Consider the following 16,690-nt stretch of genomic DNA (forward strand, 5'->3'; position numbering starts at 1 on the left):
TCAGAAGAACACCTTCGCCAGGCCCAGCACGCCCTGCCGCCACGGGTCGCGGCTCGTGCGCCCTCCCCCAGGTTCCGGGCCGTCCGGCCGCCGGGCACGCCACCACTCGTAGGTCTGCAGAATCGCGTCGCGGTTCGACATCCGGGGCCGGAACCCGAGCCGGTCGCGGGCCTTGTCGACGCTGACGAACGAGTCGGCGAGCAGCTTGTGCACCAGCCTGCCGTACACGGGCGAGAGACGCGTCCGTTCCAGACCGCGCAACACCGCCACCGCGGGTCCGCTGGGCACCGACACGACCCGCTTTCCGTACCCGGCCGCGTCCAGCACCGCCTGGAAGTCCGTGCGCAGCGTGCCGAACTCCGCGGCGCCGATGTTGTAGGTGTCGCACGCGATCGACTCCGGCGCCCGCAACACGGTCATGATCGCGTCCACCAGATCGTCCAGCGCGAGCATCTGGATGCGCACGTCGCCCTTGCCCAGCACGGGAAAGTTCCTGCCCTCCTCGGCCCACTGGAAGAGCATGTCGAACAGCCCCATCCGGCCCGGCCCCAGAAAGGTCTTGGGTCGCAGCACCGGCAGGCACATTCCCTCGGCCCTGAACCGTTCCGCCACCTCTTCGGCCGCCGCTTTGGCGCCGCTGTAGGTGTCCACGGGCTCGTGTGGATGTTCCTCGGGCGTCGGCACCAGACGCGGTAGCCCGTAGACGGCGGTCGAGGAGATGTGCACGATCCTCGCGACCGCCGCCGCGCGCGCCGCCTCCAGCACGGTCGTGGTGCCTTCGACCACAATGGACCTGATGTCGGCCGCCGGGTAGCTGGGCAGCGCGGAGGCGCAGTGCACCACCACGTCGGCCCCGCCGAACGCTTGAGCCAGGGCGCGCGGGTCGCGAATGTCGCCGGTGGTGGACGTCAGCCCCGGCCGTTCCGGCACCGGGCGCAGGTCGAACGCGTGGACCTCGTGCCCGTCTCGTACCAGCCGTTCCACCAGGTGCGAGCCCAGGACACCGGCCGCGCCGGTCACGGCCACGCGGGTCACCACGACGCCAACCGCTCGCGCACGAACCGGCCCAGCAGCCGGGTCATGCCCTCGTCGAGAGTGGCGTCGAGAGCGTCGAGGAACCGTTCCGCGTCTTCGGGTTCCGCGACCAGCGGCGGGCTGACCACCAGCGGGCTGCGGCCGTTGAGCGTGTTGTAGGTGTAGATGTCGTGCTTGCGGTACAAGGTGTCGATCACCGCCGCGGTCACGACCTTGGTGCGGATCAACGGGTCCTTGGCGAGGCCCGCGGGCAGCTTGGCGATCAGGTCGAGCACCTTCGGGCCGCCGGTGAGGAACACCCCGAACAACGCCCCCGCGCCGCGCACGTCCGCGACGCTGTCCGGGTGAGCCTTGCGGATGCGTTCCAGTCCGGGCGCGAGCACCGCCTCCAGCGCGCGGGCCCGTGCCGGGTAGTCGTCCTCGACCGCGATGGCGATGGCCTCGATGGCCGTCGCGGTCTCCTCGCCGAACCCGTAGTAGGTCGTGCTGGTGCTCTGCAGCATCGCGTCGGTCATGTTGTCGTAGGCCTTGCGGAACACCGGTTCGCGCGCCACGTAGGCCGAAACGGAGGACTTCCCGCCACCGAAGGACTTCGACGTGGTGACCACGTCCGGCACCAGGCCGTCGTACCGGGTGAAGTGGAACATGCTGCCCGTCTTGCCCCAGCCGGTGTAGATCTCGTCGAAGACCAGCACGATGTCCTCGGCGGTGCACAGCTTCCTCAGGCCGCGCAGGAACTCCTCGGAGCACCACCGCATCGTGGAGGCGCTGAAGGGTTCGACCAGCAGCGCGTAGACGTCGCTGCGGCCCTGGTCGTCGCGCGAGGCGTCGACCTCGCGGCGCACCGATTCGAGGTCGTCGTAGGTGAACGTGCCGATGCCGGGGATCGTCGGGAACGCGAAGTGGTTCTGCGCTCCGCCGGTGAGGCCGCCGGACCCGAGCAGCTTGCCGTGGAAGCTGTTGTCCGCGCGCAGGATCCGCTGCCTCCGGCCGCCGTGGTACTTGTAGGCCAGCTTGACCGCGCCCTCGACGGCCTCCGCGCCGGAGTTCGGCACGAACGAGCGGGAGAGGTCGCCGGGCAGCACCGCCGCGAGGTTGTGGCCCAGCGCGGCGAGGTAGGGCGAGAAGTAGGTCTTGTGCACCTCCATGCGCCGTCGTTCCTGGAACTTCCGCCGTGCGGCCAGGATGCGCGGGTGGTTGTGCCCGTGGTTGAGCACACCCACTCCGCCGGTGAAGTCCAGGATCCTGCGGCCGTCCCGGGTGTACACGTACGCGCCCTCGGCGTGGTCGACGAGGTCGCGGCCGAAGCCGAACGACGTCATCAACCGGACCTGGTTCTTGTTGACGTACTTGCGATAGAGCTCGTGCACCTGTCCCACGTCGAGACTCTCGGCCTCGTCGAGGCCGATCAGGTTCGTCACTTGTCCCCCCGAGCTGATGTCGCCCCTCACTTGCCGCTCCGGGACTAGACTCTGCCGGGGTCGCGATCTCAGGGGACAGGTCCGCGACCGGACATTGACCGGACACTCTGGGGGGCCTGATGTCCGACGACTCCGGCGGCCGAACGGCGCCGGGCGAGCTCGGCGCGCTGGTGCGCGACTGGCGCGCCAGGGCGTTGCTGACGCAGGAACAACTGGCCACGCGGGCAGGCCTGAACGTGCGGACGATCCGGCGGCTGGAGAACGGTGCGCTCCGGCGGCCGCGCAGTGCGTCGGTACGGCTGTTGATCGACGCGCTGAGGCTCGACGCGGTGGAGGCGGGGGCGCTGACCGCGATCGCACGAGGCCTGCCGGCACCAGCCGACGGCAAGCCCGCCGATCGGCCCGCGACCACTCGCCCGGCGTCCACGCCCGCCGCCGTCGCGGTCCGCCAGCTCCCGGCCGGCATCGCGGGTTTCACCGGCCGCGATGCTCTGTTGCGCCGGCTGGACGGCCTTCTCACCGACACCGGCGACGACGCCGCCACTCCCGTCGCCGCCATCACCGGGCCGGCCGGGGTCGGCAAGACCTCGCTCGCCGTGCACTGGGCACACCGGGCCGCGCCGCGCTTCCCGGACGGCCAGCTCTACGTGGACCTGCGCGGGTTCGATCCCAGCGGAACGGCGGTCGACCCGTCGGAGGCGCTGCGCGGCTTCCTGACCGCGCACGGCGTGGCGCCCGACCGCGTGCCCGCGGGCACCGAGGCGCAGGCAGCCCTGTACCGCAGCCGGTTGGCCGGGCGGCGCGTGCTCGTGCTGCTCGACAACGCCCGTGACGCCGACCAGGTGCGGCCGCTGCTGCCGGGCGACGGGGCGTGCACGGTGCTGGTCACCAGCCGGACGCCGCTGGCCGGGTTGATCGCCAACGAGGGCGCGCACGCGGTGATCGTGGACGTGCTGACCCCCGCGGAGGCGAAGCGGATGCTGGCGCGCCGGTTGGGTCAGCGCCGCACCTCCGCCGAACCCGCGGCGGTGGTGGAGATCGTGGAACTGTGTGCCCGCTTGCCGCTGGCGCTCGCGGTGGTGGCGGCGCGGGCGGCGATCCGCCCCGGTTTCCCGCTGGCGCGGTTCGTCACCGACCTGCGGACGACCCGCCTGGACGCGTTGTCCGGCGGAGACGCGCGGGCGGACCTGCGCAACGTGTTCTCGTGGTCGACGCGGGCGTTGAGCGCTCCCGCGGCCAGGCTGTTCCGGTTGCTGGGCACGCATCCCGGGCCGGACACCAGTGTCGCGGCGGCGGCCAGCCTGGCGGCCCTGCCGGTGCCGGAGGTGCGTGCGCTGCTGACCGAACTGGCCGACGCCCACCTGGTCCTGGAACACCACCCGGGCCGCTTCACCTTTCACGACCTCCTGCGTGCGCACGCCGAGGAGACCGCGCGGGAAGAGGAATCCGAGGCCGACCGGCGGGCGTCGACGTTGCGCATCCTCGACCACTACCTGCACACCGGGCACGCCGCCGCGACGCTGCTCAACCCGCAGCGCACGGAAGTGGTGCCCGCGCCGCCGCACCCCGGGGTGCTGGTGGAGGGCATCGCCGGTTACGCGGACGCCACGGCGTGGTTCACCGCGGAACACCGGGTCCTGCTCGCGGCCACCGAGCACGCCGCCCGGCACGGCGCGGACCGCCACGCCGCGGAGCTCACCTGGGTGGTGTCGGGTTTCCTGGAACGCCAAGGTCATTGGGACGACTGGATCCGCTGCCAGCTCGTGTCGCGGGCGGCCGCAGCCCGGCTGGGCGACCTGTCGCTGGAAGCCGCCGCGCACCGCAACCTGGGCCGGGCGCACTCGCGGCTGGGGCGCACGGCCGAAGGGCACCACCACTACCGGCAGGCGTTGGAGCTGTACCAACGGGCCGGTGATCTCGGTGGACAGGCCAGGACGCACACGAACCTGGCGCTGCTGCTGGAACAGTCGCGCAACTACGAGGAGGCCTTGAGCCACGCCCAACGGTCGTTGTCGATCCACCGGCTGGTGGCGGACAACGGAGTAGGTCACGCCAACGCCCTGAACACGGCCGGCTGGTGCTACGCGCTGGTCGGCGACTACCAGCAGACGCTGGTGCACTGCCAGGAAGCGATCGTGCTGCACCGCCGCATCCACGACCGCGACGGCGAGGCGGCCACGTGGGACACGCTCGGGTACGCGCACCACCATCTCGGCAACCACCGGCAGGCGGTGACGTGCTACGAGACGGCGATCCGGCTGTACCGCGAACTGGGTGACCACTACTACGAGTCGGTCAGCCTGCTGCACCTGGGCGACCTGCACGGCGAGTCCGGTGACTCGGCCGCCGCACGCGACCTCTGGCAGCAGGCACTCGACATCCTCACCGACCTGGACCACCCGGCCGCCGACGACGTCCGCTCACGTCTGCGCAACGGCACCGTCAAGCCGTCCGCGATGACGAGGTAGCCACCAGAGGCGCGATACTTCTTCCATGACAACAAAAGCGGGCGCGGTCGTGACCGGGGCCGGGCGCGGTGTGGGCAAGCTGGTGGCGCGGATGCTGGTCGAGCGCGGCTACACGGTGCTGGTCACCGACGTCGACGAAGCCACCGCGACCGCCACCGCCGCCGAGATCGGCGCGATCGCACGGGTGCTCGACGTGCGCGACGACGCGGCCGTGGCAGCGGCGCGCGACGACATCGTCGCCCGTGCGGGCCGGCTCGACGTCTGGGTCAACAACGCGGGGGTGCTGGTGACCGGGCCCGCGTGGGAGCAGGACGCCGCCACCCGCAGTCTGATGATCGAGGTCAACGCCCTCGGGACCATCAACGGCACAGTCGCCGCGATCGGGGCCATGCGCGACCACGGCGGCGGGCACGTCGTGAACATCGTGTCCCTCGCCGGCATCACGGCCGTCGCGGGCGAAGCGGTGTACGCCGCCTCCAAGCACGCGGCCATCGGCTTCAGCCTCAGCACCCTCGCCGATCTCCGGCTGGCGGGCGTCCAGGACATCGACATCTCGTGCGTCTGCCCGGACGGCATCTGGACGCCGATGCTCTACGACAAGCTCGACGATCCGGGAGCCGCGCTGTCGTTCTCCGGCACGTTGCTGCAGCCCGCCGACATCGCCGCCGCTGTCGCCGCAGTGCTCGACAAACCGAAGCCCGTCGTCACGATCCCGAAGTGGCGCGGAGCACTGGCCCGGCTCGGCGACACGTTCCCGCGCTTCGGGCTGCGCGCGATCCCGTTCATGGTGGCGCAGGGCCGCCGGACCCAGCGCAAGCTGGTGGCGCGCTCGCCTGGGACACGATGAGGAGCTGCGGCGAGTCGCCCGTGACCCCCCAGGAAACGCGATGGCCACGGGCGACTCGGATCGATCAGCTGACGAAACGGACGTCCGCCACGGGCGTGTAGCCGTAGGTGCCGGTGCTCAGGTACACCTTGAACCAGCTGCCGGTGGCGATGCACGGCGCCGGTCCGGTCATGTGCTGACCCTTCTTCTTGGTCCGCACGATCGGGTGCTGCGTGCCGGGACCGCTCCGGACGACGGTGTTCCGGATGGCCTCGTAGGTGCAGTCGGCCGCGACCGTCACATCGCCCGACGTCGCCGAAATGGCCGGCGTGGCCTGCGCGGCACCGACGGCGCCGAACGACAGGGCCGCCGCCATGGCCGCGACGCTGAGTCCGAGTCGTGCCAGTTTGCCGTTGGAACTCATGGGCTTCCTCCCCTGGATCCGATGACCGAGGTGGGGTGGTCATGCTTCCCGCCTCGGTGACGACAGTGCGCGGCCATTCGTGTGAACGCCTTGCGAAGGTTCTGCATTGCGCTGTTCAACGGGTTATTGGTGTGGGCGGGGGGATGCTCCATGACGGTGCAACTGGCTCTGCTGGGCGAGGTAACCGCTTACCTGGACGGGTGTCCGGTGGAGCTCGGACCGGCCAGACAGCGGTGCGTGCTGGCGGCGCTGGCCGTCGACGCGGGCCGGGTGGTGCCGGCGGACCGGCTGATGGAGCGGGTGTGGGGCGCGGACACGCCCCGGCGTGGGCGGGCGACCTTGCACAGCCACATCTCGCGGCTGCGCCAGGCACTGCCGGCGGCGGCCGACGTGGAGATCGTCCTGCGCTCCGGCGGCTACGTGCTCCTGATCGACCACCCCGATCAGGCGGTGGACCTGCTTCGGTTCCGGGATCTGCGGGCCCGCGCCCGCGCCGCCGACGAGGACACGCACGCGGTCAAGCTGCTGACCGAGGCGGTGACGTTGTGGCGTGGCGAGCCGTTGACCGGCTTGAGCGGGCAGTGGGTGGAGGCCGAGCGCGACCGGTTGCGGCAGGAGCAACTGGTCGCCGAGCAAGATCTGGTCGACGCCCGGCTGCGTGTCGGTGACGGCGAGGAGCTGGTGGCGGAGCTGTCGGCGCGCGCCGCGCGGTACCCGTTGGACGAACGGGTGGCCGGGCAGCACCTGCTCGCCCTGCACCGCGCCGGGCGGTCAGCCGACGCGTTGGAGGAGTACCGGCGGCTGCGGGACCGGCTGGTCGAGGAGCTGGGCACCGAACCCGGCGCCCAGCTGCGGGAGCTGCACCGGCGAATCCTGGCCGCGGACCCGACGCTGTTCGCGCGGCCCGACGGCAACGTGACCGCGCCGCTGGTGGTGCCCAGGCAGCTGCCTGCCGCGCCGGCCCACTTCACCGGCAGGGAAACCGATCTCACCGCGCTCACCGCCTCCCTGGACCTGGCCGGGCCGGACAGGACTGTCGTGATCTCCGCGATCGGCGGGGCCGGCGGCATCGGCAAGACGTGGCTGGCTCTCGCGTGGGCCCACCGGCACGCCGACCGGTTCCCCGACGGGCAGCTGTTCACCGACCTGCGCGGGTTCTCCCCGAACGAACAACCCGTCGCGCCCGACGCAGCGCTGTTCGGGTTCCTCTCGGCCTTGGGTGTCGACGCGAACCGCATACCTCAGGACCTGGACGCCAAAGCGGCGCTGTACCGCAGTCTGATGGCAGGACGACGGATGGTGGTGGTGCTGGACAACGCCGCCACCGCCGACCACGTCGTTCCACTGCTGCCGGGCGGCCCCGCCTGCGTCGTGCTGGTCACGAGCCGCACCAGGCTCGCCTCGCTGATCGACCGGCACTCCGCCCGCCACCTGCAACTGGACGTCCTGGACCGGGCCGAGGCACGTGCGCTGCTGGCCGCGCGTCTCGGCACCGACCGCGTCGAGGCCGAGCCGGCGGCCGTCGACGAGCTGGTCGAGTTGTGCGGGGGTTATCCGCTGGCCCTGTCGATCACCGCCCGCAACGCCGCCACCCGCCCGGCCATCGCGCTGGCCGAGGTCGCCGCCGAGCTGCGCGAGCTGGGACTGGAGATGCTCGACCACGACACCGATCCCGCCGCGAGCCTGCCCGCGGTGCTGTCGTGGTCCCTGCGCCGCCTCACCGAGGAACAGCGCACCCTGTTCGGGTTGCTGGGTGTTGCTCCCGGCCCGGACACCACCCCGCCCGCCGTGGCCGCTCTCACCGGTCTGTCGCAGGCTCGCGCCCGCAAAGTGCTGTCGGCACTGGAGGAAGCGTCCCTGATCGGCCGGCGGCCGGGCGGCCGGTACGCGATGCACGACCTGGTTCGCGCCTACGCCGCCACCACCGCCGACGAGGTGCCCGGCGACGTGCGGGAGGCCGCTCTGGTGCGGGTGATGGACTTCCACCTGCACACCGCCCACCTCGCCGACAGACTTCTGGACCCGCACCGCCCGCTCCTGGAACCCGGCCCGCCCGCGCCAGGCGTCCAGCCGTACCCGCTGCCCGACTGCGAGGTCGCCGGCGACTGGTTGAGGGCCGAGCACGCCACCCTCCTCGCCACCCAGCGCGCTGCCGCCGCGCTCGGCCGCCACGACGTCGTCTGGCACCTCGCCACAGCGCTGGACATCTTCCACGTCCGGCGCGGGCATCTGCACGACGCGCACGCCATGTGGCGGGTCGCGCTGAACTCAGCCGCACACCTGCCCGACCCCGCCACCCGCAGCCGTGCCCACCGGTGCCTCGCCTACTGGTGCGTCCGGCTGGGCCTGCACGAGGAAGCCGGCGCGCACCTCGAGCACGCCCTCGCCCTGGCCGTGCAGCACCGCGACCCCGCGGAACAGGCGCACACGCACCGGGCGCTCGGGTCCGCGCGAGGACAACGCGGGGACTTCCGGCAGGCGCTGAACCACGCCCGGCACGCCCTGGACCTCTACCGCTCGCTCGACCTGCCGGTGTGGGAAGCCGACGTCCTCAGCAGCGTCGGCTGGTACTCCGCGCGGCTGGGCGACTTCGACACCGCGCGCGAGCACTGCCGCGCCGCCATCACCTTGCAGCGCCGCCACCACGACACCGGCGGCGAGGCGGCGTCCGTCGACACCCTCGGACACATCGCCCACCACACCGGCGACCACCAGCTGGCCCTCGACCACTACTACGAGGCACTCGCCGTGCGCCGGTCACTCGGCCAGGCCTACCAGCTCGCGGACAACCTCGAAAGCCTCGGCCACCCCCACGTCGCCCTCGGACAGCACGACCAGGCCCGCGCGGTGTGGCGGGAAGCGCTGAAGCTCTACCGGGAACAGGGCCGCGACGCCGCCGCTCGGGTCCAACGGCAGCTCGACGAGCTCGACGAGATCAGCAGGTGACCTTGACGGTCGCGGCCGCCTGGAACGACACGTGCACGTGGTCCATGTGGTTGGCCGTGGGGCTGCCGCGGTCCTCCATCGGCGTGAAGCCGCTGCCGTCGTTGTAGCGCTGGCGCCAGATCACGTAGGTGACACCGAACGCCTTGCGGTTGGCCAGCACGTAGTCCGCCAGCTGGTTGCCGGTGGCGGTGTCGACCATGAAGTCCAGCGCCAGGCCGATGGGGTGCTCGCCGGAGCCGCCCCGGCCGGTGGCGCCGCCGATGTCGTCGACGCCGAACTTGCCCGCGACGTGGTGACCCACCTGCGCCACATGCGGTTTCACCCCGTCCAGGGTCGTCGGACAGGGCGGCGGAGGAGGCGGTGGAGGCGGCGTGGTGGTCTGGGGAGTCGTCGTGGTCACCGGAGGCGGCGTCGTGGTCGCCGGGGGCTGCGAGGACGACGGCGCGGTGCTGGAGGCGGAGACGGACGGCAGGTTCTGGCTGACCGGGGTCGAAGAGGCGGCCAGCAGAGCGGCCGCTCCGGTCGGATCGATCGGTTGGTCGGAACTGCGGACCACCCAGAAGGTCGCGGCCAGGCCAACCGTGAGGGTGGCGGCGACTGCGATGGGCAGCTTGCGGTTGGGCGTTTGGGGCGTTCTATGTCGGCCCGGCATTCGGGACACCTTGCGTCGGGGATGGGGCATGCTCACACGGCCCGCCACATTACGAAATGAACACGGCAACGTCACAGGCGAGTGTTCATGGTCACATCTCTGCTGGTGAGCGAACTGCTACAGAAAGTGACACCTGCAGTCCAGCTCGTTCCATTCCAAAGCGATACGCCGCAACTCATTCGCCGACGAGTAGCTGGGTGGCAGCGAAGTCGGCGTACATGGAATCACTCGCGACCAGTTCGTCGTGAGTGCCGGATGCACGCACTGTTCCGTTGTCCACGACCACGATCCGGTCGGCCTGGGTGACCGTGGACAGCCGGTGAGCCACCACGAGCACGGTCATCGTCTTGGCCGCGGTGGTGACCACGTCGCGGATGGCCATCTCGTTCGCGGCGTCGAGCTGTGAGGTGATCTCGTCGAGCAGCAGGAGGCGGGGACGGCGGATCAGCGCACGGGCGAGCGCCACCCGCTGCCGCTCGCCGCCGGACAGGAAGTTGCCGCGGTGCCCGACCGGCGTGTCCAGCCCTTCCGGAAGGCGCTCGACGAGCGAGTCCAGCCGGGTGTGCGCCACGGCGTCCCGGATCTCCTCCTCGGTGGCGTCCGGCCGGCCGTAGACCAGGTTGTCGCGCAACGTGCCCGACAACATCGGCGCGTCCTGTTCGACGTATCCGACACCGGCGCGCAGGCTCGCCAGGTCCCAGTCCGCGAGGTCGCGACCGTCCATCAGGATCCGGCCGGCCGACGGCTCGTGGAACCGCTCGATCAACGCGAAGAGCGTGGACTTCCCCGCACCCGAAGGACCGACGAACGCCGTCATGCCCGTCGCGGGAACGTCGACGCTGACACCGCGCAGAACCTCGGGCAGCTCCGGGCCGTAGCGGAAGCGGACGTCCTCGAAAACAAGCCGGGCCCCGTCCTTCGCCACAGCCTCCGCGTGGGCGGCTCCGGCAGGCTCGGACTGCATCTCCTCGACCTCGGACAGGCGGCGCACCGCGGCCAGCCCGACCGACAGCCTGCTGCCCGCGTGCAGCAACTGCCCGATCGGTTCGGTCAGGTAGAACAGGAACAGCAGAAAAGCCACCAGGGTGGACAACGAAATGGCTCCGGTCGCGACCCGTGCGCCACCGATGCCGAGCACGGCGAGGAAAGCCGCCTGGATCGCCAGGGTGTTGGACCCGTGCACCAGCGACTCCCAGCGCGCGGACCGGAGACCGGCACGCCACGCGTCCTCGGCACCCCGTTCGATCGCGGCGATCTCCCGGGCCTCCGCACCCGCCGCCTTCACCGTCCGGAACGCGCCGAGCGCCCGCTCCAGCCGCGCACCGGTGTCGCCGACCGCGGCCTGGGCCGCCCGAGACGCCTTCTCGATCATCGGCAGACCGGCGCCCGCGAACAGGCCGACCACGGCGAGCACGGCGACGGTGACGCCGAGCAGGGCGAGATCCATCACGCCCATCATGACGACCATCACCACGGTCGTGACCGCACCGGTCACCAGTCCGACGAGCGCGCTGGTGCACACCTCGCGCAGCAACGTCGTGTCGCTGGTGAAGCGGGACATCAGGTCGCCCGGCTCCGCGCGTTGCACGGCGGGCACCCGCAACGAGAGCAGCTTCCTGGTGAGCCGCTTGCGCGCCACCAGCACGACCGACTCCGCCGCGCGTTCGAGCAGGTAGTCACCGACCATCGCGATCGCGGCGGCGGCCAGCGCCAGGGCGACCAGCAGCGCCAGCAAGCCGGTGATCGCACCACCGGTGCCCAGCCGGTCCACCAGCGCCTTCGCCGCGAGCGGCTGGGCCGCCGCGGCGAGCCCGCCGAGCAGGGTGAGGGTCCCTCCGATTAGGACAGTGCGCCGATGAGGCCGGACGTACCCCAGCAGAGTTCTCCAGGCCGGGCGATCGATCGGGGTGCGCACGGGGACACGACTCCGTCTTCTGTGGTCGTTGAGCGGTCACCTCGATCTTCGGTCCGCGACGCCGCGCCGCGACACCGGCGAACCGGCTGGACGCCCCAGCCGGTCGGATGGTCCTGCCCCGTCGGTCGGGGGGCTGCCTGCCCCTGCGCCGGGAAGCAGCTATTTCCCCGGTGGGGTCACGGGTGGCCGGAACACGACCGAAGCAGATCCCCCACACCTGGAGCCGTTGTGACTCACAGCTCCACTCCCCGGTGATGATCAGCAGGGCCACGTCGACGACCGCGGCGCGTGCTGCTGTTGTTCTTCTCCGCCAGCACATTCATCATCGCCGTGCCCACCGGCATCAAGTTCTTCAACTGGATCGGCACGATGTGGAGGGGCCGGCTGACGTTCGAGACGCCCATGCTGTTCTCGATCGGCTTCATCGTGACGTTCCTGTTCGGCGGTTTGTCCGGCATCCCGCTCGCCTCACCACCACTCGACTTCCACGTCACCGACACCTCGTCCATCTGCTGGACTGGACGCCATGACCCGGACATTGCTCGCGGTGCACGCCCATCCCGACGACGAGTCGACGTCCACCGGAGGCATCCTCGCCCACTACGCCGCGTTCGGCACCCGAATCGTGCTCGTGACCTGCACGAACGGCGAACTCGGCGACGCACCGGACGGCGCCAAACCGTTCACCCCCGCGCATGATCCTTCGCGGGTCGCATCGCACCGACTGCTCGAACTGCAAGCGGCGTGCCGCGTCCTCGGCGTGACCGACGTCGAACTGCTCGGGTACCACGACTCGGGCATCGCGGCGTGGGAGAAACCTCGCGGCGCCTTCGTGGACGTGCCGGTGTCCGCGGCCGCCGACCAGGTGGCGAGGCTGATCGAGCACTACGAGCCGCAGGTCGTGGTGACCTACGACGCCGAGAACACCGCGCAACACCGCGACCACCTGCACGCCGCACGAGTCGCTGCAGCGGCGTTCGACCGGTCCGGGGTGGCGGCCAAGCTCTACTTCAAGGCACACGGCCGGACGTACTGGGAACGGCTGATCCGGGTGGCCGCGTCGGTCGGAATCCACCGGGACATGCCCACCGGGCTCGATGACGTCGACCGACGCATCACCACGACCATCGACACCCGCGCGGTCGCCGACCGGAAGCGCGCCGCGCTGCACTGCCACGCCTCCCAACTGGGCTCGTCGATCGCGGGCAGGCTGCCGCCGGCCGAGTTCGCCGAGGCGCTCGGCGTCGAGGACTTCGTCCGGGCACGGGACAGCACGGGATCACCCGTCCCGGAAACCGACCTCTTCGCCGGGCTCGGGTAGAACGGTCCTAAAGCCCGGCTCGGTCGAGCAGTGCGCGAGGACCTCGCTCGCCGTGCTGCGGAGTGGTTCACCCGGCCGAATAAGGGACGCCGGGCCGGCAAGCGCTGTTGATCAGACCAACTCGAGGAAGACGTTGTCTTCGGGCTCTTCGCCGCCGGGGCCGTGGTTGCGGATGATGTCGACGATCTCGTCGAACAGCGTCGGGCCCTCGCCACGCCGCGCCATGCTCATCCTGGCCTCGATGCCGGCACGGTTCGACGGGTGGCACGTGAGCAGAATCCGCTCCAGCCAAAGGGTTGTCGCCCCGTGCCCGAGCGCGGACCGGGACGACTCGGAGTTGAGCCACCTCAGAATCCATCCGTTCTCGGGTGTCCCGAAGCCGCCCCTGAGGATGTCGTTGAAGGCGTCCAGGTTCCCGCGCCACGTGTAGTGGCACAGCAACCGCGAGAACTCGCGGGCAAAGCCCTCGAAGTCGGCGATGCGGGCTCCATCGATGACCAGCACGGGAAGGTCATCGCTGTGGTTGGTCATGATCCAAGCATGTCATCATGTCCGCCGCCTACGCGCTCCTGCCGATGCGCGTGCGTGACGGCGCTGGTCGTGTCGGCCCAATGGGTCTGTCAGACGTACAGCGGCCATCTGCCGGGCCAGCACGCCAGACGCTTGTGCACCAACAAGAGCATGTCTCTGCGCACTGTGCTGGATCACCACCTGGGCCGGCCGCGACCCACGTCTGAGTAAGCTGGCCCGCCATGTGGCCTGGAGTGCCGGTGTCCGGAACCGGTGGCGTTGTCACGGCGGCTGATGTCGCCGCGTTCGCGGAGAAGCACGGGGCGCCGCTGCCGGACGCACTGGCCGAGCTCTATCTGCAGTCCGGGGTCGGCACGTTCGGTGGCTTCCTGCATTTCGAAGCGCCGCACGGCATGTGCACGCACCGGGAGCTCATCGAGGACCTGATCGACGAGGACGACGAAGAAGACCTGGCGCCGACCGCCGACGTCATCGTGTTCGCCCGCAGCGACAACAGAGACATGTGTGGCTGGCACGCCGCCGACCTCGCTGTCGGCAAGGACCGGGTCGTACGGCTCGACGGCTTCGACGAGGAACCGCTCGCCGACTCGACTCGCGGATTCCTCGACAGCTTGCCCACCACTGACTACTTCGGCTTCGGGGTCCTTCCCCCGACCTACGAACGCCACCATTGGCTCTAGCGGGACGAGCGCTCCGCCAACCTGCGTGCGGGCCAGCGGCAGGCCCGTTGTCGAGAGCGTCAAAGCCCGGTCATGCCGAATTGAGGATGTCGAAGTACGAACCTGTCGGTTCCGGAACGGGCCAAGTCAGCCTCTGGTATCGGCTGATCTTCGAGGACCAGCACGAACTCAGATACCTGGGATTGATCGGTTGGTCACGGGCGGTGCTTTTTGGCGCGTCGCCCAGAGCCGAAAAACGAGAATCGTGACCTGGCCGGGCTCGATGGACCGGAGAGGTTGATCGTACCGACAACACCCAGTTGGACCAGGTTGCCGTGCACGGCGCCGGTGTTGACGTTGCGCGCCCTCTTGGCCTGGGGGCCGAACAGCACCTCGGGCCAGAGAGCGTCGAGCAGGATGGAGAAAGCGCCACCACCGTCATAGGCGGCCTTGAGGCCGTTCGCCAGTTCCTCCGCGAGGTGGATCGTGCCGGACTCATTTCCCGCGCGAGCCGCATCCAGCGCATCGCCCAGGCCGGGCACCGCACGGACCGCTTCCTCCAGCTGCGTCAGAGCTGCGGAATCCGACTCCTCCACGGGACCGATGAGTGCTGCGGCAACGGACAACATCCACATGTCCACCATGGTCAATCCCCCCGAGAAATACTGCGCCGCAGATCGAACCGTTCGAGAACACTAACACTCAAATGGTCCAGACAGATGATCCTTCCAGCCTCCAGAGGATGCGCTGGTGGTCGGAGCTGATTCTACGATGCCGACGGCGCGACTGACCGGATGGCGCCGTGTAGAGCGTGCCGGGACGAACATCCGCACATGCCGCGGAGCGGTCGCCAAGCCCAGCCGGCCACGTGTGCTGGTATGAACAGCTGTGGACATGAGGCGGTTCGTCGCGCCGGTGGCAGTGGGTGTTGTCGTCGCGATCGTGTTCGGGGCCTGGGAGTTCACCACGCGGCACTCGGCGACTCCCGATGTCGTCGAGGGCTGGGCAATGCCGAACGCGCACGGGACAGCGATCTCGTTGCACGACAGCAACGACACCCGCGCCGGTGACGGCTACATCGTCACCGGCGCGTCGTGGGCCGGCCGGGACGGCCTGTGGCACGACGGCGCGGATGGGCCCACTTGCATCGGTACCGACACCGCCACGAAGACCCGCGTGCGGTTGGGCATCGTGGATGTGAAGCCCGGCGAAGAAGGGAACGGCGGGCCACGTGTGGTGTGGCTGCGCTGCCTCTCATAGGCCTCACCAGCCGCGCTCGGCACAGGCGTCGTTTGCCCACGATCAGCCCCAGAACGTCTGTCTATGCCGATGAGGGCGCGTCCCAAGTTCAAAAGTCACCGCCTGCCACTGCGGTTAGCAGCCGGTCGTCCAGCAGCCGGCTCCTCGCTTCCGGAGCCACTGCCGAACCGCGAGTGCCGCCGCGCGCACCTTGATGGCGTGTCTTCCGAACAGCACTGGGTTCGACCCACGACGGAGGTGGGCCGTGGCTCAGTATTGGCGTAGACCTCACGAAGAGGCAGCAGTGCCGGAAGAATTGACACGCCCGACACGACCCGCGCACCTGAACTCACACTGCTAGCGGTACCAGGCGCGAACGCCCATCCGTCCCGTGCTGCCGAGGTCGATGTGGATGCTCTGCTGCGGCGACACGGCGATCAACGGTTGCTGAACGGCACCCGGAGCGGTCGCCAGTTCGACGTGCTTGGCGACCTGCGGCGGCTCCAGCGACGTGTTCGTGTTCCGCCACACGAACGCGCTGCTGGCAGTCTCCCCCGGCTGCACGGTGATCGGCTGCGGCGGATCGTTGAAACCGTCGAGAATCGCGATGCCGCCGGTGCCTTCGAGGATCGCGACGTCCAGCGGCTGCCGCTCCACGTCGAACAGGCTCACCTGCGGATACCCGTTGAGCTGCAACGCTTCCGCACCGCAGTTGGCGACCTCGACGGACATCACGCGCAACCCCGACGCCGCCTCGGTGTAGTTCGAGGTGAACCGCACTCCCGCGGCGCAGCCGGGATCCTCCGACGCCTGCACGGCCGGGCCGCTCGCGACCAGACCGGCTAGAACAGCTGTTGCAGCAAGAACCTTGCCCCCATGTCTCATGCGCCCGAGCATGCCACCGGCTGGGCAGGTCGGTGAGAAACCTTCACAAGATCTCCACGATGATGATCGAGTCCATTGTGGAGTGATCGATCAGGCCGGCTGGTATCCGTGTTGGCGGTGGTCGTGGCGACCCCGGCCGCGATGGCGTCGCAGTACCTCACGCAGGAGTGGCAACGGCGCTGCGTGCGGGCACACCGGTGCGCGTGATGCTGGTGCGCATGACCGAACTGCCGCCAGAACTGGACTCGGCCGTGCGCTACGACCTGCGCGGCAGGTTCTGGTCCGAGGTCGGGCGCGCACTCTCAAGTAGCCGATGAGCGGGCGCCGAAGCAGGCGGGCACAGAGCAGAGGGAACGAGCGCGGTTGTC

14 protein-coding genes and 1 pseudogene are annotated in these 16,690 nt (G+C 70.1%); 7 read left to right on the forward strand and 8 right to left on the reverse strand.

Annotation, left to right across the window (positions count from 1 at the left end; genetic code table 11):
- Both G7043_RS26840 and G7043_RS26845 read right to left on the reverse strand, forming a co-directional pair.
- The gene (locus G7043_RS26840; protein ID WP_166050060.1) at positions 1-1,038 is read right to left on the reverse strand and encodes an NAD-dependent epimerase/dehydratase family protein; all 1,038 of its coding nucleotides are present in this window, start codon (positions 1,036-1,038) and stop codon (positions 1-3) included.
- Positions 1,032-2,456: an aspartate aminotransferase family protein gene (locus G7043_RS26845; protein WP_207311744.1), complete on the reverse strand. Its 1,425-nt coding sequence runs from the start codon at positions 2,454-2,456 to the stop codon at positions 1,032-1,034. Before G7043_RS26845 ends, G7043_RS26840 begins: the two co-directional genes overlap by 7 nt.
- Positions 2,457-2,575: 119 nt before the next feature.
- On the opposite strand from G7043_RS26845, the gene G7043_RS26860 reads away from it, so the two are divergent.
- Positions 2,576-4,924 (forward strand): ATP-binding protein, encoded by a 2,349-nt coding sequence (locus G7043_RS26860; protein WP_207311745.1) that lies wholly within the window; start codon positions 2,576-2,578, stop codon positions 4,922-4,924.
- Between the two features lie 25 nt (positions 4,925-4,949).
- Positions 4,950-5,771, forward strand: a complete 822-nt coding sequence (locus tag G7043_RS26865) for an SDR family NAD(P)-dependent oxidoreductase (protein WP_166050064.1) — start codon at positions 4,950-4,952, stop codon at positions 5,769-5,771.
- Positions 5,772-5,835: 64 nt separating this feature from the next.
- On the opposite strand, the gene G7043_RS26870 is transcribed toward G7043_RS26865, so the two are convergent.
- The gene (locus G7043_RS26870; RefSeq protein ID WP_166050066.1) at positions 5,836-6,174 is read right to left on the reverse strand and encodes a hypothetical protein; all 339 of its coding nucleotides are present in this window, start codon (positions 6,172-6,174) and stop codon (positions 5,836-5,838) included.
- 150 nt (positions 6,175-6,324) lie between these two features.
- On the opposite strand from G7043_RS26870, the gene G7043_RS26875 reads away from it, so the two are divergent.
- Positions 6,325-9,120 (forward strand): AfsR/SARP family transcriptional regulator, encoded by a 2,796-nt coding sequence (locus G7043_RS26875; protein WP_166050068.1) that lies wholly within the window; start codon positions 6,325-6,327, stop codon positions 9,118-9,120.
- On the opposite strand, the gene G7043_RS26880 is transcribed toward G7043_RS26875, so the two are convergent.
- Positions 9,110-9,772: a hypothetical protein gene (locus G7043_RS26880; RefSeq protein WP_166050070.1), complete on the reverse strand. Its 663-nt coding sequence runs from the start codon at positions 9,770-9,772 to the stop codon at positions 9,110-9,112. The two genes, G7043_RS26875 and G7043_RS26880, sit on opposite strands and share 11 nt — an antisense overlap.
- A gap of 175 nt (positions 9,773-9,947) precedes the next feature.
- Entirely contained in the window at positions 9,948-11,687 is a 1,740-nt protein-coding gene (locus G7043_RS26885) for an ABC transporter ATP-binding protein (RefSeq protein WP_166050072.1), read from the reverse strand.
- A gap of 288 nt (positions 11,688-11,975) precedes the next feature.
- On the opposite strand from G7043_RS26885, the pseudogene G7043_RS26890 reads away from it, so the two are divergent.
- Positions 11,976-12,188 (forward strand): annotated as a pseudogene (locus tag G7043_RS26890) (cbb3-type cytochrome c oxidase subunit I); the annotation flags it as partial.
- A gap of 25 nt (positions 12,189-12,213) precedes the next feature.
- A complete protein-coding gene (locus G7043_RS26895) occupies positions 12,214-13,008 on the forward strand; it encodes a PIG-L family deacetylase (protein WP_166050074.1) in 795 nt (264 codons plus the stop codon).
- Between the two features lie 111 nt (positions 13,009-13,119).
- Here G7043_RS26895 and G7043_RS26900 read toward each other — a convergent pair whose 3' ends face one another.
- Positions 13,120-13,539 carry a barstar family protein gene (locus G7043_RS26900; RefSeq protein ID WP_166050076.1) on the reverse strand — a complete coding sequence of 140 codons (420 nt, stop codon included), beginning with the start codon at positions 13,537-13,539 and terminating at the stop codon, positions 13,120-13,122.
- A gap of 221 nt (positions 13,540-13,760) precedes the next feature.
- Here G7043_RS26900 and G7043_RS26905 point away from each other — a divergent pair, with 221 nt between their 5' ends.
- Positions 13,761-14,219, forward strand: coding sequence for an SMI1/KNR4 family protein (locus G7043_RS26905; RefSeq protein ID WP_166050077.1), 459 nt, complete (start codon positions 13,761-13,763; stop codon positions 14,217-14,219).
- Between the two features lie 194 nt (positions 14,220-14,413).
- Here G7043_RS26905 and G7043_RS26910 read toward each other — a convergent pair whose 3' ends face one another.
- On the reverse strand, positions 14,414-14,842 hold the full coding sequence (locus tag G7043_RS26910) for a hypothetical protein (protein ID WP_166050079.1): 429 nt from the start codon (positions 14,840-14,842) through the stop codon (positions 14,414-14,416).
- A 250-nt stretch (positions 14,843-15,092) separates the two neighbouring features.
- Between G7043_RS26910 and G7043_RS26915 the strand changes: the two genes are divergently transcribed.
- Complete coding sequence (locus G7043_RS26915; protein ID WP_166050081.1) at positions 15,093-15,458, forward strand: hypothetical protein; 366 nt, start codon at positions 15,093-15,095, stop codon at positions 15,456-15,458.
- A 336-nt stretch (positions 15,459-15,794) separates the two neighbouring features.
- Here G7043_RS26915 and G7043_RS26920 read toward each other — a convergent pair whose 3' ends face one another.
- Complete coding sequence (locus G7043_RS26920) at positions 15,795-16,322, reverse strand: DUF4232 domain-containing protein (protein WP_166050083.1); 528 nt, start codon at positions 16,320-16,322, stop codon at positions 15,795-15,797.
- Positions 16,323-16,690 lie beyond the last annotated feature (368 nt).

The sequence above is a fragment of the Lentzea alba genome, assembly GCF_011067745.1.
GTDB lineage: Bacteria > Actinomycetota > Actinomycetes > Mycobacteriales > Pseudonocardiaceae > Lentzea > Lentzea alba.

Coding starts and splice junctions, on each gene's coding strand:
- G7043_RS26860 (WP_207311745.1), top strand. CDS start 2,576: ATGTCCGACGACTCCGGCGGCCGAACGGCGCCGGGCGAGCTCGGCGCG.
- G7043_RS26880 (WP_166050070.1), bottom strand. CDS start 9,772: ATGCCGGGCCGACATAGAACGCCCCAAACGCCCAACCGCAAGCTGCCC.
- G7043_RS26865 (WP_166050064.1), top strand. CDS start 4,950: ATGACAACAAAAGCGGGCGCGGTCGTGACCGGGGCCGGGCGCGGTGTG.
- G7043_RS26920 (WP_166050083.1), bottom strand. CDS start 16,322: ATGAGACATGGGGGCAAGGTTCTTGCTGCAACAGCTGTTCTAGCCGGT.
- G7043_RS26915 (WP_166050081.1), top strand. CDS start 15,093: ATGAGGCGGTTCGTCGCGCCGGTGGCAGTGGGTGTTGTCGTCGCGATC.
- G7043_RS26905 (WP_166050077.1), top strand. CDS start 13,761: ATGTGGCCTGGAGTGCCGGTGTCCGGAACCGGTGGCGTTGTCACGGCG.
- G7043_RS26875 (WP_166050068.1), top strand. CDS start 6,325: ATGACGGTGCAACTGGCTCTGCTGGGCGAGGTAACCGCTTACCTGGAC.
- G7043_RS26870 (WP_166050066.1), bottom strand. CDS start 6,174: ATGAGTTCCAACGGCAAACTGGCACGACTCGGACTCAGCGTCGCGGCC.
- G7043_RS26900 (WP_166050076.1), bottom strand. CDS start 13,539: ATGACCAACCACAGCGATGACCTTCCCGTGCTGGTCATCGATGGAGCC.
- G7043_RS26910 (WP_166050079.1), bottom strand. CDS start 14,842: ATGGTGGACATGTGGATGTTGTCCGTTGCCGCAGCACTCATCGGTCCC.
- G7043_RS26895 (WP_166050074.1), top strand. CDS start 12,214: ATGACCCGGACATTGCTCGCGGTGCACGCCCATCCCGACGACGAGTCG.